The 25,059-nt window shown below is 65.3% G+C and carries 23 protein-coding genes and 1 pseudogene; 9 read left to right on the top strand and 15 right to left on the bottom strand.

The features are described 5' to 3' along the window. Positions 1-8: 8 nt before the first annotated feature. Entirely contained in the window at positions 9-1,049 is a 1,041-nt protein-coding gene (locus ACFWB0_RS20890) for a DUF4236 domain-containing protein (protein ID WP_378492343.1), read from the top strand. Between the two features lie 382 nt (positions 1,050-1,431). Here the strand turns inward: ACFWB0_RS20890 and ACFWB0_RS20885 are convergent, their stop codons facing one another. The 4 genes from ACFWB0_RS20885 to ACFWB0_RS20870 all read right to left on the bottom strand — a co-directional run bounded on the left by ACFWB0_RS20885 (position 1,432) and on the right by ACFWB0_RS20870 (position 4,835). Next, positions 1,432-2,319 carry an alpha/beta fold hydrolase gene (locus ACFWB0_RS20885; protein ID WP_378492342.1) on the bottom strand — a complete coding sequence of 296 codons (888 nt, stop codon included), beginning with the start codon at positions 2,317-2,319 and terminating at the stop codon, positions 1,432-1,434. A 218-nt stretch (positions 2,320-2,537) separates the two neighbouring features. Continuing rightward, entirely contained in the window at positions 2,538-3,629 is a 1,092-nt protein-coding gene (locus ACFWB0_RS20880; RefSeq protein ID WP_378492341.1) for a Gfo/Idh/MocA family protein, read from the bottom strand. A 6-nt stretch (positions 3,630-3,635) separates the two neighbouring features. Beyond that, the gene (locus ACFWB0_RS20875; protein WP_378492340.1) at positions 3,636-4,037 is read right to left on the bottom strand and encodes a TIGR03668 family PPOX class F420-dependent oxidoreductase; all 402 of its coding nucleotides are present in this window, start codon (positions 4,035-4,037) and stop codon (positions 3,636-3,638) included. 117 nt (positions 4,038-4,154) lie between these two features. After that, positions 4,155-4,835 (bottom strand): TetR/AcrR family transcriptional regulator, encoded by a 681-nt coding sequence (locus tag ACFWB0_RS20870; RefSeq protein WP_378492339.1) that lies wholly within the window; start codon positions 4,833-4,835, stop codon positions 4,155-4,157. A 147-nt stretch (positions 4,836-4,982) separates the two neighbouring features. Here ACFWB0_RS20870 and ACFWB0_RS20865 point away from each other — a divergent pair, with 147 nt between their 5' ends. Genes ACFWB0_RS20865 through ACFWB0_RS20855 form a run of 3 tightly spaced genes read left to right on the top strand, consistent with a single transcriptional unit; the run spans position 4,983 to position 8,426 of the window. Next, positions 4,983-6,017 carry a zinc-binding dehydrogenase gene (locus ACFWB0_RS20865; RefSeq protein ID WP_378492338.1) on the top strand — a complete coding sequence of 345 codons (1,035 nt, stop codon included), beginning with the start codon at positions 4,983-4,985 and terminating at the stop codon, positions 6,015-6,017. 30 nt (positions 6,018-6,047) lie between these two features. Beyond that, the gene (locus tag ACFWB0_RS20860; protein ID WP_378492337.1) at positions 6,048-6,827 is read left to right on the top strand and encodes a carboxymuconolactone decarboxylase family protein; all 780 of its coding nucleotides are present in this window, start codon (positions 6,048-6,050) and stop codon (positions 6,825-6,827) included. Positions 6,828-6,860: 33 nt separating this feature from the next. Then, positions 6,861-8,426, top strand: coding sequence for an ABC transporter substrate-binding protein (locus ACFWB0_RS20855; RefSeq protein WP_378492336.1), 1,566 nt, complete (start codon positions 6,861-6,863; stop codon positions 8,424-8,426). A gap of 353 nt (positions 8,427-8,779) precedes the next feature. On the opposite strand, the gene ACFWB0_RS20850 is transcribed toward ACFWB0_RS20855, so the two are convergent. Next, entirely contained in the window at positions 8,780-9,112 is a 333-nt protein-coding gene (locus ACFWB0_RS20850; protein ID WP_378492335.1) for a hypothetical protein, read from the bottom strand. A gap of 205 nt (positions 9,113-9,317) precedes the next feature. Beyond that, positions 9,318-9,793, bottom strand: a pseudogene (locus ACFWB0_RS20845) (Lrp/AsnC family transcriptional regulator). 269 nt (positions 9,794-10,062) lie between these two features. Here ACFWB0_RS20845 and ACFWB0_RS20840 point away from each other — a divergent pair. Together ACFWB0_RS20840 and ACFWB0_RS20835 are read left to right on the top strand one after the other, a co-directional pair. Further along, positions 10,063-12,393, top strand: a complete 2,331-nt coding sequence (locus tag ACFWB0_RS20840; protein WP_378492334.1) for a pyruvate dehydrogenase — start codon at positions 10,063-10,065, stop codon at positions 12,391-12,393. A 39-nt stretch (positions 12,394-12,432) separates the two neighbouring features. Next, entirely contained in the window at positions 12,433-13,503 is a 1,071-nt protein-coding gene (locus ACFWB0_RS20835; protein ID WP_378492333.1) for a 2-oxo acid dehydrogenase subunit E2, read from the top strand. A gap of 23 nt (positions 13,504-13,526) precedes the next feature. On the opposite strand, the gene ACFWB0_RS20830 is transcribed toward ACFWB0_RS20835, so the two are convergent. From ACFWB0_RS20830 to ACFWB0_RS20805, 6 genes are read right to left on the bottom strand one after another with little or no spacing between them, the layout of a single operon-like run. Then, positions 13,527-14,534, bottom strand: coding sequence for a zinc-binding dehydrogenase (locus ACFWB0_RS20830; protein ID WP_378492332.1), 1,008 nt, complete (start codon positions 14,532-14,534; stop codon positions 13,527-13,529). After that, complete coding sequence (gene phnE, locus ACFWB0_RS20825; protein WP_378492331.1) at positions 14,510-16,099, bottom strand: phosphonate ABC transporter, permease protein PhnE; 1,590 nt, start codon at positions 16,097-16,099, stop codon at positions 14,510-14,512. The genes ACFWB0_RS20830 and phnE overlap by 25 nt, the downstream gene beginning before the upstream one ends. Beyond that, a complete protein-coding gene (gene phnC / locus ACFWB0_RS20820; protein ID WP_378492330.1) occupies positions 16,096-16,908 on the bottom strand; it encodes a phosphonate ABC transporter ATP-binding protein in 813 nt (270 codons plus the stop codon). The genes phnE and phnC overlap by 4 nt, the downstream gene beginning before the upstream one ends. Before the next feature lie 2 nt (positions 16,909-16,910). Further along, complete coding sequence (locus ACFWB0_RS20815; protein WP_378492329.1) at positions 16,911-17,885, bottom strand: phosphate/phosphite/phosphonate ABC transporter substrate-binding protein; 975 nt, start codon at positions 17,883-17,885, stop codon at positions 16,911-16,913. 28 nt (positions 17,886-17,913) lie between these two features. Beyond that, positions 17,914-18,588, bottom strand: a complete 675-nt coding sequence (locus tag ACFWB0_RS20810; RefSeq protein ID WP_378492328.1) for a phosphonatase-like hydrolase — start codon at positions 18,586-18,588, stop codon at positions 17,914-17,916. Between the two features lie 32 nt (positions 18,589-18,620). Beyond that, positions 18,621-19,751 (bottom strand): TIGR03364 family FAD-dependent oxidoreductase, encoded by a 1,131-nt coding sequence (locus tag ACFWB0_RS20805; protein ID WP_378492327.1) that lies wholly within the window; start codon positions 19,749-19,751, stop codon positions 18,621-18,623. A 97-nt stretch (positions 19,752-19,848) separates the two neighbouring features. Here ACFWB0_RS20805 and ACFWB0_RS20800 point away from each other — a divergent pair, with 97 nt between their 5' ends. Then, positions 19,849-20,565, top strand: a complete 717-nt coding sequence (locus tag ACFWB0_RS20800; RefSeq protein ID WP_378492326.1) for a GntR family transcriptional regulator — start codon at positions 19,849-19,851, stop codon at positions 20,563-20,565. A gap of 35 nt (positions 20,566-20,600) precedes the next feature. On the opposite strand, the gene ACFWB0_RS20795 is transcribed toward ACFWB0_RS20800, so the two are convergent. Further along, positions 20,601-21,401 carry a HugZ family protein gene (locus ACFWB0_RS20795; protein ID WP_378492325.1) on the bottom strand — a complete coding sequence of 267 codons (801 nt, stop codon included), beginning with the start codon at positions 21,399-21,401 and terminating at the stop codon, positions 20,601-20,603. Between the two features lie 227 nt (positions 21,402-21,628). On the opposite strand from ACFWB0_RS20795, the gene ACFWB0_RS20790 reads away from it, so the two are divergent. Then, the gene (locus tag ACFWB0_RS20790; protein ID WP_378492324.1) at positions 21,629-22,123 is read left to right on the top strand and encodes a DUF2510 domain-containing protein; all 495 of its coding nucleotides are present in this window, start codon (positions 21,629-21,631) and stop codon (positions 22,121-22,123) included. Here ACFWB0_RS20790 and ACFWB0_RS20785 read toward each other — a convergent pair. Further along, entirely contained in the window at positions 22,109-22,795 is a 687-nt protein-coding gene (locus ACFWB0_RS20785) for a GntR family transcriptional regulator (protein ID WP_378492323.1), read from the bottom strand. The genes ACFWB0_RS20790 and ACFWB0_RS20785 overlap by 15 nt on opposite strands. 64 nt (positions 22,796-22,859) lie before the next feature. Further along, positions 22,860-24,176: an MFS transporter gene (locus ACFWB0_RS20780; protein WP_378492322.1), complete on the bottom strand. Its 1,317-nt coding sequence runs from the start codon at positions 24,174-24,176 to the stop codon at positions 22,860-22,862. Between the two features lie 392 nt (positions 24,177-24,568). Here ACFWB0_RS20780 and ACFWB0_RS20775 point away from each other — a divergent pair, with 392 nt between their 5' ends. Continuing rightward, positions 24,569-24,955, top strand: a complete 387-nt coding sequence (locus tag ACFWB0_RS20775) for a hypothetical protein (RefSeq protein WP_378492321.1) — start codon at positions 24,569-24,571, stop codon at positions 24,953-24,955. The last annotated feature ends 104 nt before the right edge of the window (positions 24,956-25,059 follow it).

The raw sequence follows: 25,059 nt of genomic DNA, 5'->3' as shown, positions 1-25,059 counted from the left end.
GAGACGCCATGGGTTTTCGGATGAGCAAGTCCATCAAGATCGTCCCTGGTGTCCGGCTGAACGTCAGCCGCAGCGGGATCGGATACTCCGTAGGAGGCAAAGGAGTCCGAGTGACCAAGCACGCCAACGGCCGCGTCAGCCGAACACTCTCCGTGCCTGGTTCAGGACTCTCACACCGCCAGACCATCAGCCCCGCCCGCTCGCGCACATCGAACAGCGCTCGCGCACGACGGTCCCCCGCCGTCACGGCCACGCCGCCCCCTCCGCGTCCGGCCACACCTGGCATGTTGTCTCCCGCATGGGAGAAGGACCTCTTCGCGGTACTGCGATCCACGGAACCCGCCGACTACATCGCGATCTCCCGCAAACACGGTCGGTCAGCACCCCATGCACGGCTCCTCGCTGCGATGCTCGAAGGACTTCTCCACTTCGAACTCGGCGCCGGTAATCCCCAGGCCGAAGCACGAGCACAGTCGCTGCTCGGCTGGGCTGCGGCCCAGGACGCGACAGAGGCATTGGGGCGGTTCATCTCCACCTACCTCGCTGACCGCACATGGCCTGTCGAGATAGTGCCCGGCGTGACGGCGGCACTACGACTGCAAGATGACGTCGTTCTACTAGCCGCCGCCGAACTCCACCAAGCTGCAGGCGATCTCGACGCCGCGATCTGGACCGTCGAGCAGGCACAGCCCACCACGCACGCAGCCCTCTCCCTCGTCGAGCTCTACACCGATGCGGGCCACCACCAAGCCGTCATCGACATGACCAACGGCGTCACCAACGATGACGATGCAACGGCGTTACTCCTGGCCCTACGAGGAAGAGCGTTCGCCCAGCAGGGGTACAACGACGCAGCCCGCGAAGGATTCACCGCGGCGCTTCGGGTCCGTACCCGCTCGGCAGCAGTGCGCCACCGCACGCTCCTGGAAAGAGCGCAAGTCGACCTGGCACAGAACCGTAAAGCCGCAGCACGCAAGAGTATCGAGAAGGTGCTCGCCGAAGACCCGAGCTACCCCGGTCTCTCAGAGGCACTCGCCTCACTTCCTTGATCGAGGCCGTCCTCACTCTGCTCCATACGGGCAATGAACTTGGTGATTCGATTCGCGCGACGGGCATCGCTGGGTGCGGTGATGATGTGGTGGACGATCACATAGCGACTACCACGATCCAGCTCGACACACCTCGCCGTCGCGAAGCAGTCCCATGAGCACTTCACGCACAGCGCGCACTGCGCGCTGTGCGAGTGTTCCCGTTTTCGTCGGCAGCGTTTTGCTCGAATGAGTGCCGTCTTGCGTCGACGCTGATACCGCTCCGCTTCCCGCTCTCCCCGCTGCCGCTGCCACTTGCGCTGCCGCTGCCGCTGCCGCTGCCGAGCGAACGGCACACTTGATCGATTGAACGCACCGAACGATACATTCGCTCACACTCGGCTCAGAGGTGCACCCGAAGGATCTCTGTAAGTTCCAGCGGTGCATCACTTTGCACCGAATGCCCCGAACCCGGCACGACGTGCACGTCCAGACCCGAAACACGTCGTCGCGCTTCTTCCACGTCCTCGTCGGCGACAAACACCGACGCCCCGCCGCGCACCAGAGCGACGGGGACGTCGATCCGGGCGAGATCGTCCCACAACAACGCGAAGTCGCGGAGGACCCGCATCCGGTCGTAGCGCCACTCCCAGCGACCGTCGTCGCGTTGCCGGGTGTTGTGGATGACGCCGCGACGGATCGACGACGCGCTCCGATGCGGCGCCGCTGCCGCCGTGAGGGCGACGATCTCGTCGAACGTGTCGAATGCGGCCGGTCCGGCGGCCAACGCGACAGTGCCGCGCTGCTCCTGCGTCATGGCCTGATGTCGTTGGATCGAAGCGGGGGTGACGTCGACGAGCACCGTGCGTCGCACCAGTTCTGGGGCGACGGCAGCGAGCCGGATCGTGGTCAATCCACCGAGCGACATCCCGACCACCACCTCCGCATCCGGCGCCCACTGCCGGATGGCAACGGCGACGGCGTCGGCGTTCGGCCACGGACTGTAGTCGCCGTCGTCGCGCCACGAGGAGTGGCCGTGACCGGGAAGGTCCACGGCGAGTGCCGGCACGCCGAGGGCAAGGATCACCGAATCCCAGGTGTGCGCATTCTGCGCTCCGCCGTGGAGGAAGACGGCGCGCGGCGGTTCGTCTCCCCACTTGATCCCGCTGACATGCCCGTCGTCGTGGTCGGTGCGTACGCGTTGTGCAGGGGGCAACGTGGGCAGCTCGAGCCCCAGTTCGGCTGCGTTCTCCGGCAGCAGGGCGAACTCATCGGTGATGTGCGAATCCATACTGCTTCTCTACTCGACACCTGTCGGAGAGTCCAGGTTCAGAATCGGCCCGCTCTTTCGCTCAGGAGGGAGCCCTCAACCGAGACCGGGCAGTGGGTCGATCACCAGCGAGAGCGTGTCCTCGACCATGGCACCATGCATCGCGCGTAGGTGGTCCGGCAGACTTCTCACGGCGAGACAGGCCGCCCGGCTCGCTCTCACCTGCTGCGGCACAAAACCTATGCGGACACGTCCGGAACGCGAACGGGTGCGGAACCCGTCGCGAGCGATTCGGCACCTGCCACGCCGACCAGTGATGCCGCCACGGCGGGACGCACCGGGATCAGCGGGGGTGCGCCGTGTTCCACCGTGGCTCGGAATCCTTCGAGCACCGCGACGGTACCCTCGGCCATCCGGTCGACCGGTTCGTCGTTCACAAGATAGTGATCCGGTACACGGATTTCTTCGTGCGTCTGCCCGCCGTCCTGGGCCCAGCCCTCCGTGCGCACTCGCACCGACCACGCATCGTCTCCTGTGGCTCGGACGGATTCGGCCAGGCCGTGGGCACCGCGCACAGAGATCCAACTCCAGTGGCTGCCCGCTTCTCCGGCGAGGAATCCATGGCGGGTCAGGGCCAAGGCGCCGTCGGAGAGTCGGATTGCCAGCACGACGGCGGCGGGGCGGCCGCCACCCGAACCGACAGGGTAGGCGCTGACCTCCACCGGCCATGCTCCGGTGAGCTCGAGCAGCGGCGAGACGGTGTGCGTGCAGTAGGCGGTCGGTGGGATTCGACCACGCCAGTGCGCGGGATCGCCGATGAGCGCGGCGGTGTCCTGAGGCGAAAGGCTGTGCAGATAGTCGGCTTCCGCCAACACAATGGAGCCCAGCTCGCCGGAATCCACCGACTCCCGGAGCAATCGAGTGTGCGGATGGAAGACGTAGTTCTCCGCGAAAGTATAGGTTGCCGTGGAACGCTCGGTCGCGGCGATGAGCCGTCGGCCTTCTTCCTCGGACACGCAGGCCGCCGTCTCCGACAACACATGAATCCCGCGGTCCAGGAAGGCGATCGCCAACGCCGTGTGCGCGTCGAAATCGTTGGCGAGCACGACGCCATCGAGACCGGCGTCGAGCAAGTCCGTCCAGTCCTCCGTCAACCGGGCCCCTGGAAATTCCGCGTGCGCGGCGGCCAGGCGCTCAGCGTCACGATCGCAGAGCGCGATCACCTCGACCCCGATCCGGTGTGCCGACTCGGCCATGTACAGGCCCCGCAACAGACCCACGATTCCGATACGCATTCCCTCGGTATACACGCGCTCATCGGTAGCTGTCATCGCTATTTACGCCGACCACGATCGCCAGCTCAGCCGGTCGATAGTGATCACCGGGCCCGACGGCCGCTTCACCCGATACTGCACATACTTGCGAGCCAACGCGTCGAGTCCGGTCGCTCCCGTATCCGAATCCGCGTCGTCGACGGTGGCGATACCGTCGATGCGAACCCACCACAGCTGCGACCAATCGTCGTCGTAATGGTCGACGAGCACACTCACCCGCGGATTCTCGGCGATATCGGCCAGGCGGCGCAATCGTCGGGTCGTCTTCGGCTTGTCGTCGACGCAGGTGTGGATCGCATCGCCTTCGAGGGCGAACACGATAGGGACCAGGTGCGGCACACCGGACCCGTCCGCCGTGGCGAGCCGGGCCACCCGCGCGTCGCCGACGCGGAGTCGGATATCCATGCTCCCCACGGTAACGCCTGCGTACCTACGGGTGGCCGGCACACGATGGCACAACCGCGAATGAAGCGGACACGAACATCTTGTCGACGGCGAGCGGCTGTCTTTCTGCCGCGCGGCTCACGGAAACTCCCTGAACGCAGGGGGCTCCTGAGGCGAGCTTTCGAGAGTAGCGAGCGTCTCCGCAGAAGGCTGCGTGGTCAAGATGCCGACAAGGAGATCCAGGAGTTGACTCACGTGCAGTGCGTACGGAGCGACGGTCATCCCCTGCATGCGCATGCGATGCCGGTCGGCGGAGATATGCACACACACTGCCGATGCTTGATGTATCCGCATGTCGCGAACCGGTTGCGGGATGTGTCCGAGAAACGCATCCAGGCGGGCGTAGTAGTTGCGTCTGGATTCGCGGTGACTCGCAGTCAGGTCGTCCATCGGGTGACTCTTCCGCAGGAGGTGTTCCAGGAATGGCAGGTAGTAGCAGTCCTCGTCTTCTGCGAGCTCGATCAGCGGCAGCTGGTGCGCTTCGACGATCTGCCGAACATCGTCACCTGAGAGCCTGGCTTCGAGCAGCTCACGACGGAGCGTCAGACCGTCGATCCGGTTGACCAGGATGGCCTGGATCAGATTCTCTCTGGTACCGAAGTGGTATTGCACAGCGGACTTGTTCGCCATGCCGGCGGCAACGCCGATGTGGCGAAGGGGAACTCCGTCGAGCCCGTGGAGAGCGTAGAGACGTTCAGCGGTGAGTACCAGCTGCTGCTTCGGTGACGGAGCGATGGAGTGTGGCCGCTGTTCTGACATGCATCAAATGTAACCACCTCTGGACAAGTTAAGTCTTGGGACTTACAGTTCAGTCCAATAGTTCACTTGAGCGCTTCGTTGATCACCACGAAGTGGCACTCGAATACGAAAACGAACGCGCGAGTGCATTATCCGAAAGGTGCTGCCATGAGCCGGGCCATCGTCTTCTCCGGTCACGAGACATGGGAGGAGCGTGAGCTTCCGGAGCCGGAACCGCCCATCGGGGGCGCGGTGCTGCGGGTCGAAGCAACTGGGTTGTGTCACAGCGATGTCGACCATTTCCGCGGCAACGTCCACACCTCATGGGGCGGCGCCTTCCCGTCCGTACCCGGCCACGAGATCGTCGGTCGTATCGACAAGATCCGACCGGAGACGGCAGCCGAATGGAGGGTCGAAGAGGGCGACCGAGTTGCGGTCCGCGAACTTCTCATAACCCCCGAGGGAAACCGGATTTACGGTCACGACTTCTCCATCCACGAGGGGTCCGGTCTGTACGGAGGGTTCGCGGAGCACCTCGAGCTGCTCCCAGGCTCAAAAGTGTATCGACTACGCGAAGATCGCCCCGCCGACGAATTGACGTTCTTCGAGCCCCTGAGCTGCGCCGTCACGTGGGTGGCGCCGGTGCGGCAAGGCGATGTGGTCCTCATCGAGGGCCCCGGCCACATGGGTATGGCAACGATCGTCGCCGCACGCGCAGCCGGCGCCTCGACGATCATCGTGACCGGGACCGGGCGAGACCGATTCCGGCTCGACCATGCACTGCGGGTCGGCGCCGACCACGCGCTCGATGTCGAGAACAACGACGTCGTCGAACGAGTCCGCGAGATCACGAACGGACAGATGACCGATGTCGTGATCGACGCCGCGTCGGGAAGTCCGGAGACGGTCAATCTCGCCATGCACCTGGTGCGCAAGGGCGGCCACGTGGTCTTGGCGGGGATGAAGGACGGTCCGCTCGAAGGCTTCCATCCTGACTGGATTCCCACCAGACGGATCACCGTGCATCCGGGTGCCGGTCTCGACACCGAGCGAGCAGCCGAGCTCATCAATGCAGGGCAGATCCCCACCACCGATCTTCTGGGCGACAGCTACCCACTCGACCGGTTTGCCGACGCGTTCTCGCTCATGACCGAGCGCACACCTGAACGAGACTCAATCCGAATTGCATTGAACCTCTCCTGAACACATCCCTCCGAACGACAGGAGTCGACCATGAGCAATAACCAAGCAGACGAAACCTTCCGTGCCGTGTTGCACCGCGAACCCACCGAGATCGGTACCCCCTTCCAACAGGTTTCACGCGACTTCATCTTCGGCGAGATATGGTCGCGGCCCGGTTTGAGCCGCAAGGACCGGCGATGGGTCGCGCTGGCCTGTGTGGCCGGTGCAGACGCTCCCGGCCCCATCGAGGCATATGTGCGCGCAGCACTGGAGAGCGGCGACATCGAGCTGGAGGAAATGCTCGAATTCGTGCTGCATCTCGCCGTGTACAGCGGGTGGCCGAAGGCGTCACATCTCGAAGGCGCTGTGATGAGGCAATGGGCACAGATCCACCGCGATCGCGGCGAGGAACCCGAACCTTGGAAGGACCTCTCGCACGACACGCTCGGCCCGACCAACTGGGACGAGCGACTCGAGGCCGGCGCGCAGGAATTCGCCGACGTCAACCTTATTCCGGCGCCCTCCCACACCACCCCGTACCGGCATGCGGGCATCCTCAATTTCGTCTTCGGCCACGTATGGCAGCGTCCCGGTCTGACCCGCCGCGAGCGTCGAATCATCACGGTCGCCTGCGTTTCATACAACGACGCAATCACTCCGATGAAGAGCCATGTCGGGGCCGCTCTCCACTCCGGCGATATCACCAAGGCCGAAATGGACGAGATCATCATTCAATTCTCTGCCTACTACGGGTTCGCGAAAGGTGAAGCGCTCAACGACGTCGTCGAAACAGCGTGGGCCGAGAGGCCCGCAGCGCTGGCACAGACATAGCCGCTCTCTCCTTCGATAGTCGAAAGGTCGACCATGCTCCGACCCACACATACCCTGACGATAGTCGCGGCGGTGTGCTCCACATTGCTCGTTCTGAGCGCCTGCGGCGGAGAGTCCGGCAACGATGCCTCCATCGGCGAGCCGACCGCCGGAGGGCACTTGGACGCCGTGCAGATGACGGAGCCCCGCACCCTCGATCCCGCGAGCATGTCCAACAGTTGGGCGTTCCAATCACTCCTCGGCAATGCCCTGTACGGCACGCTGATAACCAATGATGTCGAATCGCTGGAGACCGACTACTCCATGGCCACCGACTTCTCCACCAGCGATGAGGGTCGGACCTTCACATTGACGCTTCGCCCCGACCTCACGTTCACCGACGGCACTCCGCTCGACGCTGCGGCCGTCAAGTTCAACTGGGATCGCTTGCGCGATCCTGCACTGGGTTCGACCTCCCTACGGCAGGCCATGCAGGTCACCACCACCGAGATAGTGGACGAGACAACCCTGAGCGCAACGCTCGAAACACCGAATCCGCATTTCGCCGATATTCTGGTGCAGTCTTCGATGAACTGGATCGCTTCTCCCGCAGCGTTACAGGGACAACAAGCGGAATTCGATGCGAATCCGGTTGGTGCAGGACCGTTTACACTCGTCGAATGGGCACGGCAGGACAGGATCGATCTCACGAGGAACGACGACTACTGGGACGCACCGAAGCCCTACCTGGACAGCATCACGCTGCGAACGTCGCCCGACACCAACCAACGCCTCAACGCGGTGATCTCGGGCGCCGCAGATCTGACCGCCGACTCGAACTGGTCCACCTTTGCGCGGGCGGAGGATGTGGGACTTCGCGTGGAGACCGTCCCCATGGGCGGAGGTCAGTTCATGGGAATGAACATGCGGCGCGCGCCCTTCGACGACGAACGCGCCCGACGCGCAGTAGCTCTCGCCGTCGACCCGTCGACCATCAACGGCGCTGTGTACGCAGGCAACGGTGACGATCAAGTTCCGATCACAGTTTTCCACGAGGGTTCTCCGTTCTACAGCGATATCCCCTTCACCGAACCGGACAAGGACGCCGCGCAGGAACTGTTCGACGAGTTGGCAGCCGAAGGTAAGCCCGTAGAGTTCACTTTCGTCAGCTACTCGTCGGCGGAGAACAAGGTGGCCTCCGAGGCATTGCAGGCAAGTCTGAGTCAATTCGACAATGTCGCCGTCGACATCGAGATCGTCGACAACACAGAAGGCGTATCGCGATTGACCAGCCACGACTTCGACATGATGATCACCTCGGCATTGGTCCAGGATCCCGATGCGGCGTTGTGGACTGCATTTCATCCCGAGTCGTCGGGCAACTTCATGGGCGCCGACGATGCTGAGCTCACCCAGGCCCTGGATGCCGGTCGAAACTCGGAGACCGTGGAGGCACGCAGGGACGCCTACGACGTCGTACAGAATCGGCTCGTCGACCTGAATGTCGGATTGTGGTACGTCCGGGGAGCACCTGGGGTGATCGCCGCGACCGATCTGGAGGGAATTCGGATGTACGGCTCGGGATCTCTTCTACCGGAGGAGCTTCAGTTCGCGGAGTAGTCACAACCGCGAACAGAACGGACACGAACATCGTGTCGACGGCGAGCGGCTACCTTTTCGCCGCGCGGATGAGCTCGGGATGGCCTAGATGTCACCGAAGGGAGACGGGCCGAGAAGGTAGCCGATGGGATCGGGTTTCAGATCAGCGGGTCGGCGACCGGAAGGTCGAGCGTGAAGCGACCCATCGTTTCCGACGAGGTGTCGATATCGAGGAACGCATACACGCGAGAACGCCGAGATCACGATGGACCTTCTGGATCGATGATCGGTACGGAACCCGTCGCCACCAATTCCGCGCACCATGCCGTTGAGTGCATTGCGGCACAGGTCGGTCATGTACGCAGCCCTCAGTTTCATCCCAGCCCGGTCGCGCGGTCCGACTGCTCCGGACGTCCCGAGGCGAGTCGTTCGATGAATGCGTTCGTTGAGCCCCGCATGGCACCGACCACGACGGGCGTCACCTCCGCCATCGTGAACGGCAGGAACGGCAGGAACGGCAGGAACGGCAGGAACGGCAGGAACGGCAGGAACGGCAGGAACGGCAGGAACGGCAGGTGATACATCAGGTTGTCGTGGAGCAGCATGCCGGGAGCGGTACCGACCAGGGCAAGGGCGAAAGGCCCGGTGCGGTAGTCGGGGACGAATACATCTTCGACGGCAACGTCGTTGCTGGCGGTACCGGCCATGCCAGAGATTTACCAGGTGTAGTGGATTTCGACCTCGGCGCGGGGCATGAGGAACTGGGTCGTTGGTTCTGTTCTTCCAGGCTCGAGTGAGCAGGCCTCCACGAAGCCACTTGTGAATGCGGAGCGCAGCTGCTTCGCTCCATTCGTGTGGGGTTCCATTGTGCAAGCGACTGCTATGAAGATCTGTGTCCTTGACCAAGACGAGTCAGTCCGCGAGCGTGTCGAGCAGCAGACGAACCCGGTAGTCCACCATCTCCACATCACCAGAACTGTCGTGGTGCGCTTGACGCCCTCGATGTTCAGGATGCCACCGGCGATGCGGTACAGATCATCCGCATCCCGGGCTGCGACATGCACGAGCAGGTCGGCCATGCCGCTTAGTTCGTGCACTTCGAGGACCTCGGGAATCGCATCGAGGGCGGCGCCGACGCGGTCGAGTTTACGCTGCGTGACATTGGTGAGCATGTACGCCTGCAGCGGGCATCCGAGCACCGCCGGGTCGATCCGGCGCTCGAACGAGCGCAACACACCGGCGTCGTCGAGCTTGCTCAACCGCGCTTGTACCGTGTAGCGAGACAAACCCGTTCGCTCGACTACGGCCATCACGGCAGCGCGGGGGTGGTCGGACAGCGCAATCAGGACGCGAGCGACGATCCGGCCGACTCGGTGTGCGCTTGGCACAGTGCCTACCCTTCTCTTGTTCGCACCTCGCAGCCGTGTGCAGAATGCTCAATTTCAGGGTTCAGCATTGCGCACTCGGTCAGGTACTGGTGGACTGTTGTCACACCCCGCAGGTCGGGCAAGCCTCCCCAGACACAATCCGGTCGGCATTCCCATTCCTTTCGCCCACTCGGCCGCTTCTCATCCGTCGTCGGCCGAGCCGGGCGCCCCGGCACCCGATGCAGTAGTCCTGCCCGGTTCCGCGTTGTTGTCTTCGAAGGAGAATCCCGATGTCCCATCCTGTGCCCCTCGACTCCGTGACGTCGCACCCGACCGGTCTCGCCGCTCTCGAGTCGATCCGGCAGCGGGTCCTGTGGCTGTCGACCTCGATGATCCACCACGCGAACCGGGTGCGCCCCAACCCCACCGGCCTCAAAGTCGGTGGCCATCAAGCATCCTGCGCATCGATGGTGTCGATCATGACCGCGCTGTGGTTCGAACACCTGCAACCCGGCGACAGGGTCTCGGTCAAACCACACGCCTCACCGGTACTGCACAGCATCAACTACCTGCTCGGTGAACTGGACGAGAAGTACCTGACCACCCTGCGCGAGTTCGGCGGCCTGCAGTCGTACCCGAGCCGGTCGAAGGACCCCGACACGGTCGACTACTCCACCGGATCGGTCGGCATCGGTGCCACCGCCCCGATCTGGGGCGCGATGGCCCGCCGCTACGTCGACACCCACCTCGGCGACACCGGCCGCGGCCGGCAGTACTCGCTGGTCGGTGACGCCGAACTCGACGAAGGGGCCGTCTGGGAGGCGATTCTCGACCCCGGCATCGCCGACCTCGGCGAGGTCGTGTGGATCGTCGATCTCAACCGACAGTCTCTCGACCGGGTGATCCCGAACATCGCTGCCCGCCGGTTGGAGAAGATGTTCGACGCAGCCGGCTGGCAGGTCATCACCGTCAAATTCGGCACGCTGCTCGAAGACCTGTTCACCCGCCCCGGTGGGGATGCGCTGCGCACGCGCATCCTGGACATGCCCAACCCCGAATACCAGCGGCTGCTGCGCTGCACCGCAGCCGAGGTCCGCGATCGGCTGCCCGGCGACGGCCCCGGCAGCACACAGATCGCCGAGCTGATCGCCACCTTGGACGATGCGACACTGACCGACGCGGTCCGCAATCTGGGCGGACACGACCTGCAAGCCCTGTCGGAGGCGTACCGCCACATCGATGACACCCGCCCCACGGTGATCATCGCCTACACCGTCAAGGGCTACGGACTGCCCACCGAAGGCCACCCGCAGAACCACTCGGCATTGCTGACCGTGGACGAGTACTCCCAGTTCGCCGCAACCCTGGACATGGATGCCCAGAATCCGTGGGGCCGATTCGACGACGACACTGCGGCGGGTCGACTGTGCCGGGCCACCGCCGCGCGCCTGGACCGCGACCCCGTTCCGGCGGTACCGGATCTCGAGATTCCCACCGACATCGGTCGCACCCCGAAGGGCACGGCGACCACGCAGGCCGCCCTCGGCCGCGTGCTGCTGGACCTGACCCGCGAATCACCCGACGCGGCAGGCCGTGTGGTCACCGTGAGCCCCGATGTCAGCTCGACCACCAACCTCGGCGGCTGGGTGAACAAGGTCGGCGTGTGGTCGGCGACCGAACGGCACAACTGGTTCGCCGACGACGCCGAAACGATCATGCACTGGAACGAGCGCCCCACCGGCCAGCACATGGAACTCGGCATCGCCGAAACCAACCTGGTCGGTCTGATCGGCGAACTCGGCGCCACCTGGAGCCGCTGGGGCCAGCCGCTGCTGCCGATCGGCGCGCTCTACGACCCGTTCGTCGAACGCGCTCTGGAACCCTGGTCGTACGGTATCTACGCCGGCGGACAATCGATCCTCGTCGGCACCCCCTCCGGCGTCACCCTCGCCGCCGAAGGCGGCGCCCACCAGTCCATCAAGACCCCGTCGATCGGACTCGAACAACCCGGCTGCATCAGCTACGAACCGGGGTTCGCCATCGATGTCGAATGGACCCTCCTGGCGTCGCTGGCCCGCCTCGGTCGACCGGACGGAACCTCGGCCTATCTGCGGCTGTCCACCCGACCGGTGGATCAGACCCTCGCCGCGGTACCCTCCGACCCCGCAGCCAGGGAGCGGCGTCGCAGGCAGGTCGTCGCCGGCGGCTACCCAATCCGGCGCCGCGACAACGCGCAGGTCACGATCGTGGCGATGGGCGCGATGATCACCGAAGCACTCGTCGCCGCAGACCGGCTCGAGCAGTCCGGTGTACCGGCCGACGTACTGTGCATCACCAGCCCCGGACTGCTGTTCGACGCCTGGCAAGCCCGCCAAGGGCGGGGCCCGGGCGAGAGCTGGATCCTCGATCAACTCTTCCCCGCCGACCGGGCCACTCCGATGGTCACCGTCCTCGACGGCCACCCGCACACCCTGGCGTTCCTCGCGGGCATCAACCAGGTGCGCAGTACCTGCCTCGGGGTCTCCCGGTTCGGGCAGGTCGGTGGGCTCGACGACGTGTACCGCTACCACGGCATCGACACCGACAGCATCGTCGCCGCCGCGCTCGACGTCCTCCCCTGACCTGCCATCGTTCGCGCATCACCAGGAACTGAGAGACCTATGACCACCGAACAACTCACCGGCACCACCGTGCGCATGCCTACCCTCGGGGAGAGCATCGAGGAAGGCACCGTCACCCGCTGGCTCAAACAGCCCGGCGACCACATCGACGCCGAGGAACCACTGCTCGAAGTGGCCACCGACAAGGTCGATACCGAGATCCCTTCCCCGGTCACCGGTGTCCTGCAACGGATCCTGGTCGAGGAGAACGATGTGGTGGCCGTCGGCGCCGACCTGGCGATCATCGCCGATCCGACCACCGCAGCGGTGTCGCCGGTTCCGGCGGCGGCGGCCCCTCCCCTGCGGCCGTCGTCACCCGAACCGACCCCTGCTCCACCACGGCACTCCGCTCCGGGCGGCACGGTGGTGGAGAAGCTTCCGCGAATCCGGCGGACGATCGCCCGCCGGATGGTCGAATCCCTACAGATTGCTGCGCAATTGACGTCCGTGGTGGAAGTCGATGTCACCGCGGTCGCGACGTTGCGGGCAGCACACAAGGACGCGTTCTACGCACGTACCGGTGTCAAGCTGTCGTTCCTGCCGTTCTTCGCCAAGGCCGCCATCGCGGCATTGGCCGACCATCGTGTGCTCAATGCGTCGCTGGATCCCGGGGTCACCGAGGTGAGCTTCTACGAGCACTGCCACCTCGGCATGGCAGTCGACAGCGAGAAGGGGTTGATGGTGCCGGTCATCCGCGACGCGCACCGGATGAGTATCGAACATCTCGCCCGGGCGATCGCAGACAAGGCCGAGAAGGTGCGCACCGGCACGATCTCCCCGGACGAGTTGTCCGGTGGCACATTCACATTGACCAATACCGGCAGCCGCGGGGCACTGTTCGACACCCCGATCATCAACCAGCCGCAGACCGGGATCCTCGGCACCGGGGCAGTCGTCGAACGACTCGTCCCTACCCGCGAGGACGGACAGCTACGCATCGATGTGCGGTCCATGGCCTACCTGTCGCTCAGTTACGACCACCGGATCGTCGACGGCGCCGACGCAGCGCGGTTCCTCACCGCGGTGAAAACCACACTCGAACAGGGGTTCACCGCAGCGGACCTGTCGTGACTGCCCGTCCTACCTGAGCGTGCTCACGGCACCACCGCCGCACGCAAGGCAGATCCCGGACGGAGGGCTTCCTCGAGCTCGTCGAGAGATACCGGCTGCGCCACGAGCTCTTCCCACGGATATATCGCGACAGTGCGCTCGAGGAAGTCCACAGCCGACTGCAGATGTCTGGGCTCGTAGTTGTGGACACCGGACACCGTGAGCCATCGGCGCACGATCGACTCGGGATCGATCGATACGGCGGGCCCGGGCGACACGGAGCCCGCGAGCACCAGCCGTCCCCCGACGTCGAGACGCGGGACGAGCGACGAGATCGCTTCCGCCGAGCCCGAGAAGTCGAGCGCGATATCGACCGACCCGTCGTCGTCGGCGACCGCGCCGAACCTCTCGGCGCGTGCAGTGCGCTCCGGTTCGATATCGAGTGCCATCACCTCGGCGCCGGCTTCGGCGCACATCGCAGTGGCCGCGATGCCGAGCATTCCCATGCCGCACACCAACACCCGGCGTCCCGCAAGATCACCTGCGGCGTCGACGACCGCGGCGGCGGTCGCGGTCGCGCACGATGCGGGGGCCGCGACCACGTCGGGGAGCACCGGTGGAACAGACACCGTCGCGAGCCCGGGCGGCAGGACGATGTACTGCGAATAGGTCCCCGACAGCGGCCACGGCCCGGTGAAAGGTTCGTGGCCGACCTTCGTCACGGTGCGGCACTTGGCGGTGCGTCCGGAGCGGCACCGATCGCATTCGTGGCAGGCGCACGTCACGCTCCACACCAGTCGCCGGCCCACTTCGGTCGTAGCGTGCGGCCCGGTCGCGACAACCTCACCGACAGCCTCGTGGCCGAGCACCGACGGTGCCGGACCGGCTCTGCGCCCGAGCACAGTGTGCAGGTCGCTCCCGCACACTGTCGTGCACCGGATCCGCACGAGCATCTCGCCCTGCCCCAGATCCGGTATCGGCACGTCCTGCATCGCGATGCCCTCACCGGTCCACACGGCAGTGCGGCTCACACCACTCGAGATCGAATCCACCCGGATATCCTTTCGATGACATACACGATGACGAACACGACGATCACGATGGCGCCGGCGAATTCGAAGTTCAATGTCCGGACGGCCTCGAAGAGCAGGAATCCCACGCCGCCTGCTCCGACGACGCCGAGGATCGTGGAAGTGCGGATGTTGACGTCGAGCAGGTACAGGGTGGATCCGACGACAGACGGAATTGCCTGCGGGACAACCGCTGCCAGGAGCGTCTTCCACCATCCTCCGCCGACGGCCTGAACTGCTTCGAGTGGCCCCGGATCGACCTCCTCCACCGCATCTGCAACGAGTTTGCCGAGAAAGCCGATGGATGCGACCGCGAGTGCACACGCCCCGGCGATCGGACCCAGACCGATCGCGGCGACGAAGATCACCGCGAGGATCAACTCGGGTATCGCCCGGACCGCGAGGATGATCGAGCGAGCAGCCGTATACACGGCGAGATTCGGAGATACATTGCGCGCCGCCAGTATTCCGAACGGCAGCGACAGGACCGCACCGACAGCGGTGGCGACCACACCGATCGCGAGCGTCTGCAGGACCGCATCGACGAGCTCATCACCCACCGCCGTGAAGTCCGGCGGAATCAATCGGGTGAACACTTCGAGGGACGGCCCTACCCAGGTGACGAGATCACGCGGGTCGATCCGGAGAGTGACCAGAGCAGCGAGCGTCGCGCCCACAACGGTGGCCGAGAAGACGATCCGTGACACTCGTTCGCGGCCGGGATGCGCTGCGGACGGCGTGAGCAGCGCGCGTCGCACGACGATCGCGACGAGTTCCATCGCGGCGATGATCACCAGGATCACGCACACGATGCCCAGGGCACGTGGATACACGAGACCGCGCAACGCGTCCTGCAGAGCGAACCCGATGCCGCCGGCACCGACGAAGCCGAGGACGACCGAGGTTCGCAGGTTGATGTCGATACGGTAGACGAAGTTGGCCATGAACGACGGCACCACTTGCGGCAGCACCGCATTGATCATTTCCCGGATATAACCCACGCCGGTGCTGCGCACCGCTTCGCGAGGGCCGGCGTCGGTCTGCTCGATCGCGTCGGCGAAGAGTTTGCCGAGCATGCCGATGGAGTGCAGCGCCAGCGCGAGCACACCGGGGAGAACTCCGATGCCGAGGGCCCGGACGAACAACACCGCGAACAACAGGTCGGGCATTGCCCGGCAGAAGGTGATGAATCCGCGGGAAGCTCGGTACAGCATCGGATGCGGCGTCGTGTTGCGTGCCGCAAGAAATGCGATCGGCACCGAGACGATCGCCGCGAGGACTGTGCCGAGCACTGCCATGAGCAGTGTCTCGAGCGCGAGGACCCAGATGCGGCCGGGGTCGTCGAGCCGCGGCGGCATCATGCGCTCGAGTAGGCCGCCCATCGAATCCAACCCGCCGAGCAACGTCGCGGGCGCGAAGTCGATGTATGCGGCCGAGGCGAGCACACCGATCGCGGCGACGATCCACAAGGTAGCGAGAGGCCGTCGCCCGATCGATCGTGGCTCGTTCGTGCTCGTCGTTGCTCGGAAGGGCGTGAGCACGCTCATGTCGCCCTGGCTCCCAGCGAATCGGAGATGGGCTCGACGCGCTGGTAGATCTCCATGGCTTCCTCGCGGGACAACCCGACGACCGGCCGATCGAGCACCTTCTGTCCGTCACGCAGACCGATCACGCGGTGAGCCCAGCCCAGCGCGAGATCGACCTGATGCAGGGTGCACACGACGGTGAGTTTGTCTTCCATGCAGACGCGGAACAGCAGATCCATGACGACGCCTGCATTCTCCGGATCGAGTGAGGCCACAGGTTCGTCGGCGAGCAGGACGGTGGGGCGTTGCATGAGTGTGCGTGCGATGGCCACACGCTGCTGCTGGCCGCCGGACAGTGTGTCGGCGCGACGGTCGGCGAGGTCGGCCATACCGACTCGGTCGAGATGCTCGCGCGCCTCGACTCGCATGGCCTTCGGGTAGGTCAGCGCACCGTACCGGGGCAACGACAACCGGCCGAGACCACCGATGAGCACGTTCTCGAGGCAACTCAGCCGCCCGACCAGGTTGAACTGCTGGAAGACGAACCCGACATCGCGGCGGAGGTCACGCAGTTCGCGTCGGGACGCGAGGTCGACGCGGGTCCCGGACACCTCGATCCTGCCTTCGGTGACGGGGTGGAGGCCGTTGAGGCAACGCAGGAGGGTCGATTTGCCGGAGCCGGAAAGCCCCAGCAGGACGACCAGTTCGCTGCGGTGCACGTCGAGGTCGACTCCGGACAGGGCGGCCGTGGTGCCGAATTCCTTGACCACGTCGCGTGCCGACACGACGACATCGTCGCCGGCCACGGAATGTCGCGAATCGAGTGTCATGGTCAGCCCTTGCACTTGTCGGATTCGGTCACGTCGCATACCTTGCGGACGCCCTCGTAGTCGGGGTCGGACGCGGGTACGACACCCCACGCACGCTCGTCGGTGATGCGGCATTCGCCGTCGCAGTAACCCTGCTCGCGTAGGTAATCGGCGTTGGCCTTCTCCACGAGGATCGTGCCGAGACGCTCGATGACATCGGCGCCGAGCGAGTTGTCGCCGACGAAGAGGGATCCGGCAATCATCTCGGATTCCCACACCGTCTTCAGTTCGCCTTCGCGAAGGTCGCCGCTCTCGATCATGGTCTTGTCGACCATGGTGTCGAAGGCGAATCCGGCATCGCAGTCGCCGGCCGCGATGGCGAGTGCCGAGGCGTCATGGCCGCCCGCGTAGACGGGCGCCAGCCCGGCCGTGAGGTTCTGTTCGTTCGCCGAGTCGATGACACCGGCATCGATGAGACCGGCAGCCGGGTAGAGGAATCCGGAGGTGGATCCGGGATCGACGAAGCACACGTCCTTGCCTGCGAAATCCTCGATGCTGTCGATCTCCGCGTTGTCCGATCGGGTCAGACCGTACGACTGGTATCCGGGTTCAGCGCCGGGATCCTGCACCACCGCGCCGAGCGGTGAGGTGTCGGCCCCGTTGATCTGTGCGACGACGTACGCGAACGGACCGAAGAAGGCCAGGTCCACGTTGTCGGCGATCATGCCCTCGACCACACCCGCGTAGTCGGATGCCTGTACGAACTCGACCGTCGACCCGGTCTCGTCTTCGAGCATCGCCAGCAGCGGTTCGTAACTCGACTTCAGATCGGAGGAGTTCTCGGCGGGTATCGCACCGAGAGTGAGGATTTCGGGGAAACCCTGGGCGTTGAGCGCATCGGGATCCGAACCGCTTCCGCCGCAGGCGGTCAGGGCGAGAGCCAGACCGGTGGCGAGACCGACGGCGGCGGTCGCGCGACGATACGAGTGTGAGCGCATGGGAGGTGATGTCCTTCGGGTCGGGATGTCAGGAGAGGATCAGGGCGGGCAGATCCGCGATCGAGTCGAGAATGTGTGTGGCTCCCGCTGCGCGGAGCGTCGTCTCGTCGTGGGCGCCGGTGCGGGTTCCTGCGACGACCGACGCGCCCGACCGCAGACCCGACTGCACATCCCCTGCGGTGTCCCCGACGACCGCGATCTCCCGGACGTCGTCGATCCCGGTGCGCAGCAGAGCGGCGAGGATCATGTCGGGATAGGGACGGCCGCGGCCGGCGTCAGCGGGGGTCAGCGCGATATCGGCGAGATCCTGCCAACCGAGAGCCGCGAGGAGCCTGTCCTGGGTGGAACGACTGAACCCCGTGGTGAGGGCAACCTTGACGCCGGCATCACGCAGCGCGAGGATCGCCTTCTCGGCGCCCGGGATCGCGCTCACGTCACCTGCGTCGACGAACCGTTCGTAGGCGCGTTCGAATGCGTCGTTGGCGGTCCGGGCGCGTTCGTCGCTGCCGAACAGGGCACGGAAGACGACGATCTTCGACTGCCCCATGGTGTCGAGGACGTAGCGGCGAGCGTCGTCCCGCTCGGGGCCGTCTTCGGGGAGACCCACGGCGGTGGCTGCCTCGTCGAAAGCGCGGACGACGAGTCCGCCGTCGGCAACCGTGGTGCCGGCCATGTCCAGCACGGCGAGTCGGATGGTGGTCATGATGGAAGCTCCAGGTGTTGAGTGGAAGTGGTTCACAGTTCGAGGATTTCGGCGGTTTCCTCGCCGAGGTAGGGGCCCAGTGTCATGCCGCGGCCACCCGGTCCGGCAACGACCCACACGTCCTCGTCGACTTTCGCTCGATGCACGAGCGCAGCGGGGTCGAGGCACTGGCTGTACACGCCGGCCCAGCGGCGGACGACCTGCGGAAGGCGCCGCCCGAGAAGCTCTTCGGTGACGCTGATGAGGTGGTCGTACGGCTCTTCGTCGACGTCGAAGTCGAACGGTTCGTCGTAGGCGTGGGTGTCGCCGATGGTGAGGCCTCCATGCAGTCGCTGCACGCACAGCATTTGCATCTTGTGGAGCGCTGCGGTGGGTGCCTGCGACTCGGTGGCGGTGAGGTGGTCGCGGGCCTCTCCTGCGAAGCCCGGGTAGTAGCGGAGGCTGTCGCCGTCGGCGATCGAGGTGGTGAGTGGTTCGTCGAGCGGAGCCGTCTGCATCATCTGCAACCGGACGCGGCGCAGCGGTAGATCGCCGGCAAGGTCGCGGGCCAGGCCGCTGAGCGTGGCGCCCGGGCAGACGAGGACGAGGTCGGATTCGTGGACGGTGCCGCGGTCGTCGCGGACTCGGACGGTTCCGTGCGGAGTGCGGATGACGTCGCGGGCCTCGGTGGACGACAGGAATCGGTAGCGACCGGAGGTGGCAAGGTGCTGCCGGATGGCGGGCAACGCGACACGCGACTCGACGGTGGCATCGGTGCTGCAATGCAGTGCTGCGACGAACTTCCCACGGAGTGCAGGGTTGATGCGACGGGCTTCGTCGGCATCGAGCAGCGCGAAGCCTCTGCGTTCTGCGTCGTCTCGTGCGACTGCTTCCTCGGCGACGGCGACTTCGGCGTCGGTGCGCAGCAACGTCAGTGACCCGTTCGCGCGGAAGCCGATGTCGGGGACGCGGCCGCCGAGGTCTTCCCAGAGGGCGCGGGATCGGAGGGTGGCGTCGAGTTCGCCGCGGGTACGGCCGGAGACCCACACGAGGCCGAAGTTGCGCACGGTGGCGCCGCGCGCCTCGGGTTCGCGTTCGAGGTGAAGCACGTCGTGTCCGCGACGGACTGCAGCGTCGGCGTGGGCGGTACCGAGGATGCCGCCACCGATGATCAGGATTCGCATGCAGCCAACCCTCGGCGATGGTCTAGACCAATGGGGAGATTCCAGGGAAACGGTCGGTGAACAATTGGTATAGACCAAAATCCGCTACCCTGACGGCGTGGCCGCAGCGAACCGGGAAGCTCGAATCCTCAAGCACCAGATCGTCCGACAGAAAGTGGACTCCCTACTCGACGCGCTCACTGTCGGCGACCCTGTGCCGTCCGAACGCGACCTCGCCGCACGCTTCGATGTCGCCCGCGAGACCGTGCGTCAGGCGCTGCGGGAACTCCTCGTTGCCGGGAGGATCGAACGACGGGGCCGCGGTACCGTCGTCGCGGGCCCGAAACTCGTCCAGCCGCTGATCATCGGTTCCTACACGGAAGCTGCATTGACGGAGGGGCGCAGCGTAGGGCGCCTACTCGTCGACTGGACCGACCTCGTGGCCGACGACGAACTGGCCGACTTCCTCCAATTGGGCGTCGGGGACGCCGTTGTCGAACTCGAACGCGTGCTCCTCACCGACGACGTGCGCGTCGGCCTCGAACGCACTCGCCTTCCCGCACAACGGTTCACCGGACTGCGCGACACTCTCGACACGTCGTCATCGCTGTACGCGGCGATCCGCGCACGCGGAATCACTTTCGCTCGCGCCGTCGAACGGATCGAAACCACCCTGCCGGATGCCCGCGAAGCCGCACTGCTCGACGCCGATATCCGCACTCCGATGCTGCTGCTCAACCGCATCTCGTACGACGAGAACGACATCCCGATCGAGCATCGGCGGTCGCTCTACCGCGGCGACCGGATGTCGTTCGTCACCACGCTCACGCCCTGACCGTCGCCACTGCACAGCCCACCCAAGGGCAACCGTTATACCTGCCGCGCCTGCTGCGTCAATTCCACTGTGGCCGAACGCAACTCAACGGAGGAATTCAACGGCGAGGAGAATCCGGCGCGCGTCATGGCGCGCCCGCGCGGGGTGGTCACATCCAGATCCAGCCCGTACCGGTCTGCGCCGACGCAGGTGGCCGCGGTGGCGTCCGGGAATCCGCCGAGCTTCTGAGCCATCGCCACCAGCGCGTCGGCATGGTCGTCGTTGAGATGCGCAATCGCGCGACCGGCCGAGGGAGTAATGGGATCCGGCAGCGCCTCGGCATAGGCCTCGGCGGTGGCCGAATCCATTCGCCCGTACCCACCGACCCAGCGCACGCGCTGGACTCGGAGAACCCACAGTGAGAAGTCGCTGAAATCGATGTAGATGCGCGCCGCAGGCACCGCCGCAAGGTGCGCCTCGCGTGCAGCGGCCAGCTCCTCCCCCTCCGGGCGCTCGACGTGCCCGGCGAGTGTGATGCGAGTGCTGGCCAGCGGGTCGGACTGCGGGCCCGGCGCGACGATCGCGATGCTCGCGCGTGGATCACGCGCAAGATTGCGGCCGTGCTCGGCCATGTGCGACACGCACAGCACCGGCGCACCACCGACCAGCCCATACGTCACGAACGACGCCCACGGATCGCCGTCTTTGGTGAGGGTGGCGAGAGTGCCCATGTTCGTCGACGCAGCGGCCGTCCGCGCTTCCTCTGCAGCGGAGGGCCGGTTCGCGTTCACGATCTCCGTCAACGGCGGCGGCACAGTGGGGGCGTCGCCGGGGTCGCCGTGATCCAAGTTCGTCATCTGAGAGACGGTACCCGCAGAGATTCCCGACTGTCGTGGATACATCTGACCTACCAGCTTCCTGAGCGAACGGCACATTCAGTCTCGTGAAGAAGACGAACGGCACATTCGCTCACGCTGAGAGGCTGCGCAACGCAGCGATACCACCCATTCGTGCACACCCTGTTCGATGTAACAGCTGGAAGCCGCGGCACGATGTTCTGGACGGCTGCGGTACATGCCCCCACATGCATTGTCGCTCTGCCCGTAGCGTTCGCCCACGAATTTCGGCAGCGCATGTAATTCCGGTGCGACTCGAGGAGCGAATGTTCATGCGACAGTACGCAGGGAACGATCGACGAGCCGCCTGGCCTGTCCCGAAGGCCGACAGCGTCGCCGTTGCGGCGGGGCCGTCGATGCCGGGGTGGTATCCCGACCCCTCCTACCGCCGGATCGAACGGTGGTGGAACGGCCACACCTGGACTGGGGCGGAACGGCCTCGCGGAGCGGATACACCGCGCGGTGGCGATCACACAGGATCCGGCGCGCTTCTGTCGCTCTCCACCGACGCCAAGCGCGCTGTGATCATCACAGTGGTCGCCGCAGCAGCGTTCGCTCTGTGGGGGTACACGGCGGCCGACGCTGCACCGGCGTCCAACTCACGTTCGGTTTCGACGCCTTCCGCCGAGGGTCATATGCCGACTTCGCGCGGAACAGCCGACCTGTCGTCAGTCCCAGAGTGAACTGTTGATTTCGGTCATCTCCCGGCCGACCGCCGAGGGCGGGGCGTTCTCCGCGATGTGACCACGTAGCGTTCTCGCGAACTCTGCCGCGTTACCAGTTCGGAGATGTTCGGTGAGCTGCTCGTGCTCGGCAATGATCTCGGCGCAGCGGGTGAGGAGTCGGTCGCCGGACGCGAAAAGCACGAAGCGGTGCCGGTCGGAAAGTTGATCGTAGAGCTCGAGCAGCACCGTGTTGCCGCCTGCTTCCACGAAGCCCCGATGGAAGCGGAGCGTGAGGTCGATGAATCGACGGACGTCACCGTCGGCGAAAGCGGCACGTTGCTCGTCGACGGACCGTTCGAGACGCTCCGCCAGTCGCTGGCGCAGTTCGTCCGAGGCGCTGTCCACAGCGGTCGTCTCGAGCACGAACCGGGCGTCGGCAAGTTCCGCGACGGTTCGCTCGCCCACCCCCTGGACCAGCGCCCCCCGCTTGGGGTAGATGACGATCCACCCCTCATCCTGGAGACGCGCGAGGGCGACACGCACAGGTGTGCGACTGACCCCGAGGTCCGCCGCCAACGAGGCTTCGCCGAGCATCGTGTCGGGGGCATGGGTGCCGTCGAGGATTTGATCGCGGATCACCTGGTAGGCACGCTCGGAGGCGCTGATGCTCTCACTTCGGTCGGCCGTCACTCTGAGCTCCTCATCCTCGATCTGAGTCCGGTATGAATACCACTCGGCGTGGCACGAAGGTGCTTCACGGCTGCACCCGTTCGCGGAGGTGTTCGTCGTCGACGGCTGGTGTCGGCCTGCCGGGCCACGTCATCGACGGCACCGCTCTCACGGCGAATGCCAGCGTGATGAGCAGAACGCCGGTGGCCATCAGGTTGATCCACAGGAAGCCGCCCATCGCCAACACCGTGCCGGCCATGGCTGCCATCAGCGCGCCGCCCAGGTTCATCGCCGAGTCCGAGGCTCCCTGAAGCGTGACCTTTGCATGCTGCGGCACCGAAGCCGTCAACAGCGCGGAGCCGCCGATGAGGAACATCGACCACCCCACGCCGAGGAGTAGCAGCGCTGCCGTCAACAGCGGCATCGACGACACCGGTGCCAGAGCGTCGATGACGCCGAGGGTGATCGTCGCGATGAAGACGACGACACCGGACGCGATCACGGTGCCTGGCCCCCAGCGGTCGGACATCCACCCGAAAATCGGTGAGAGAGCGTACATCCCGGCAATATGGATGCTCACCACGATTCCGATGGCCCCGAGGTCGAACGCCTGATGATGCATGTGCACCGGTGTCATCACCATCACGTTCGTCATCATCATCTGGCCGGTGACGATGGTGACGATCGCGAACAACGGAACCGGACGGGCCGCGACGAAACGCAGTGCAGCTCCGAGGCCCAGCGGTGCCAGCGGGTCGGCGACCTTGCTCGTGGCTGAGGCATCGCCGCCGACACCCGTGGCGATCGCGTCCGGCCGGGCCGCACCGACGCCACTCGCCAAGGTCGAAGCAGCCAAGGCCGCCAGGGCGAAGGCAGCCATCGAGATCAGATAGGGGCCGGCCAGCGGGTGCATGCCGAGCGCCTCGCCCAGGTGAGCACCGGGTCCGGTGAAGTTCGGACCCATCACCGACCCGATTGTCGTCGCCCACACCACCAGGGACATCGCCCGCCCGGTGGCCGCAGGGCCGGCGACGTCGACAGCGGCGTACCGAGCCTGCAGACCGGCGGCGGTGGCCGATCCGCACATCATCATCCCGAACATGAACAGCGGGAGAAACTCCACCGCCACCGCCAAGAGCACCACAGCAGCGCCGAGCGTGCCGATCCCGAATCCCAAGGTCAGCGCCCTGCGTCGCCCTGTGCGTGCCGCGAGCGCTGCCAGCGGATAGGCGACAAGGCCGGCGCCGAGGATCACGCTCATCTGCGCGAATCCGGCCATCGCGGTCCGCCCGGTGATCTGTTCGGCGAGCAGTCCGCCGACCGCGTATCCGGATGCGATTCCGGCGCCGGAGAACAACTGCGCAGTGATCAGCTTGGCTTGCGTAAACGACGGCGACGGCATCGACGCTGCACCCTTTCCTTCGATCCGACCAGCCCGCGGCGACACAGGTGTGCCGTAGGGTGCGCGCGATACGCGAACATTCACGTCCGGACACGCATCGCATCGCTAGAATACATGTTGGATCCAAGACCGCCAATGAGATACTCGGACCGCCCCGAGGTCGCGCGGGGCGACCCACCTCGAGTGCGCGGAACTTGCCGATCGGAAATCGGCTTGCACACATCCGAATCCCGCGCCAGCGAGGAACCCGACGCATTCTGGCGGTGACCCAACGACGCCGCGTGGCTGCGGGTCTGAGCGAACCGCACCTTCGCCCAGAAGAGCCGAGCGAACCACGTACAAGATCACAATATTGTCGCTATCATCACTGTAATTGAAGGGGGGATGTGCGAATGAGGTTGTCATTGTTCGGATCAGGAAAGCGTCGTAGCGAGCGCTCGAAGCTCGACTCGATGCAAAAGTGGATCGAGGTCACGGATCGCTCCATCGAAGTCAACGAGGCCCTGCGGCTTTTCCTCGAAGAGCGAGGCGTTCGACTGCGGGAGCGTGGCGACTACCGGCTCATCGACGCGAGTTGGTCTGTAGCAGAGTTGAAGTCACTGAGCGAGCAGTGCGCTCTCGCCACCGAACTGCGCAGTGAAAGTGAATCGATCGCCGCCGAACTCGAAGATGCCAAGCCTGCAGACACCAACCAACTGGAATCGTTCGTCGCATTGTCGGGCGTCGTCCGGCGAGCCCTCGCGGAAGCAGAGCGTCGCGCTCGCCGCTCGCGGTTCTGACCACAATCTGCTTGCGACACAAAAAGTGTGGATCCGAGCCCACAACCCCGGGGCGGGTGCCCACAATTTGAACAGGCCGGGACGGCCCACCTAGCGGGCGGGTC

Origin of the sequence: Rhodococcus sp. NPDC060086, from assembly GCF_042730275.1 — a bacterium.
Taxonomy (GTDB): Bacteria; Actinomycetota; Actinomycetes; order Mycobacteriales; family Mycobacteriaceae; genus Rhodococcus.
Note: the sequence above shows the minus strand (reverse complement) of the source record. Positions and strands in the feature narration are given on the sequence as shown.

What these genes read in the sequence shown, in the direction of transcription:
- ACFWB0_RS20880 (WP_378492341.1), bottom strand. Translation starts at nt 3,629, where the DNA reads ATGACAGCTACCGATGAGCGCGTGTATACCGAGGGAATGCGTATCGGA.
- phnC (WP_378492330.1), bottom strand. Translation starts at nt 16,908, where the DNA reads ATGACACTCGATTCGCGACATTCCGTGGCCGGCGACGATGTCGTCGTG.
- ACFWB0_RS20790 (WP_378492324.1), top strand. Translation starts at nt 21,629, where the DNA reads ATGCATTGTCGCTCTGCCCGTAGCGTTCGCCCACGAATTTCGGCAGCG.
- ACFWB0_RS20870 (WP_378492339.1), bottom strand. Translation starts at nt 4,835, where the DNA reads ATGTCAGAACAGCGGCCACACTCCATCGCTCCGTCACCGAAGCAGCAG.
- phnE (WP_378492331.1), bottom strand. Translation starts at nt 16,099, where the DNA reads ATGAGCGTGCTCACGCCCTTCCGAGCAACGACGAGCACGAACGAGCCA.
- ACFWB0_RS20860 (WP_378492337.1), top strand. Translation starts at nt 6,048, where the DNA reads ATGAGCAATAACCAAGCAGACGAAACCTTCCGTGCCGTGTTGCACCGC.
- ACFWB0_RS20815 (WP_378492329.1), bottom strand. Translation starts at nt 17,885, where the DNA reads ATGCGCTCACACTCGTATCGTCGCGCGACCGCCGCCGTCGGTCTCGCC.
- ACFWB0_RS20775 (WP_378492321.1), top strand. Translation starts at nt 24,569, where the DNA reads ATGAGGTTGTCATTGTTCGGATCAGGAAAGCGTCGTAGCGAGCGCTCG.
- ACFWB0_RS20835 (WP_378492333.1), top strand. Translation starts at nt 12,433, where the DNA reads ATGACCACCGAACAACTCACCGGCACCACCGTGCGCATGCCTACCCTC.
- ACFWB0_RS20850 (WP_378492335.1), bottom strand. Translation starts at nt 9,112, where the DNA reads ATGGCCGGTACCGCCAGCAACGACGTTGCCGTCGAAGATGTATTCGTC.
- ACFWB0_RS20865 (WP_378492338.1), top strand. Translation starts at nt 4,983, where the DNA reads ATGAGCCGGGCCATCGTCTTCTCCGGTCACGAGACATGGGAGGAGCGT.
- ACFWB0_RS20780 (WP_378492322.1), bottom strand. Translation starts at nt 24,176, where the DNA reads ATGCCGTCGCCGTCGTTTACGCAAGCCAAGCTGATCACTGCGCAGTTG.
- ACFWB0_RS20855 (WP_378492336.1), top strand. Translation starts at nt 6,861, where the DNA reads ATGCTCCGACCCACACATACCCTGACGATAGTCGCGGCGGTGTGCTCC.
- ACFWB0_RS20810 (WP_378492328.1), bottom strand. Translation starts at nt 18,588, where the DNA reads ATGACCACCATCCGACTCGCCGTGCTGGACATGGCCGGCACCACGGTT.
- ACFWB0_RS20885 (WP_378492342.1), bottom strand. Translation starts at nt 2,319, where the DNA reads ATGGATTCGCACATCACCGATGAGTTCGCCCTGCTGCCGGAGAACGCA.
- ACFWB0_RS20840 (WP_378492334.1), top strand. Translation starts at nt 10,063, where the DNA reads ATGTCCCATCCTGTGCCCCTCGACTCCGTGACGTCGCACCCGACCGGT.
- ACFWB0_RS20795 (WP_378492325.1), bottom strand. Translation starts at nt 21,401, where the DNA reads ATGACGAACTTGGATCACGGCGACCCCGGCGACGCCCCCACTGTGCCG.
- ACFWB0_RS20890 (WP_378492343.1), top strand. Translation starts at nt 9, where the DNA reads ATGGGTTTTCGGATGAGCAAGTCCATCAAGATCGTCCCTGGTGTCCGG.
- ACFWB0_RS20805 (WP_378492327.1), bottom strand. Translation starts at nt 19,751, where the DNA reads ATGCGAATCCTGATCATCGGTGGCGGCATCCTCGGTACCGCCCACGCC.
- ACFWB0_RS20875 (WP_378492340.1), bottom strand. Translation starts at nt 4,037, where the DNA reads ATGGATATCCGACTCCGCGTCGGCGACGCGCGGGTGGCCCGGCTCGCC.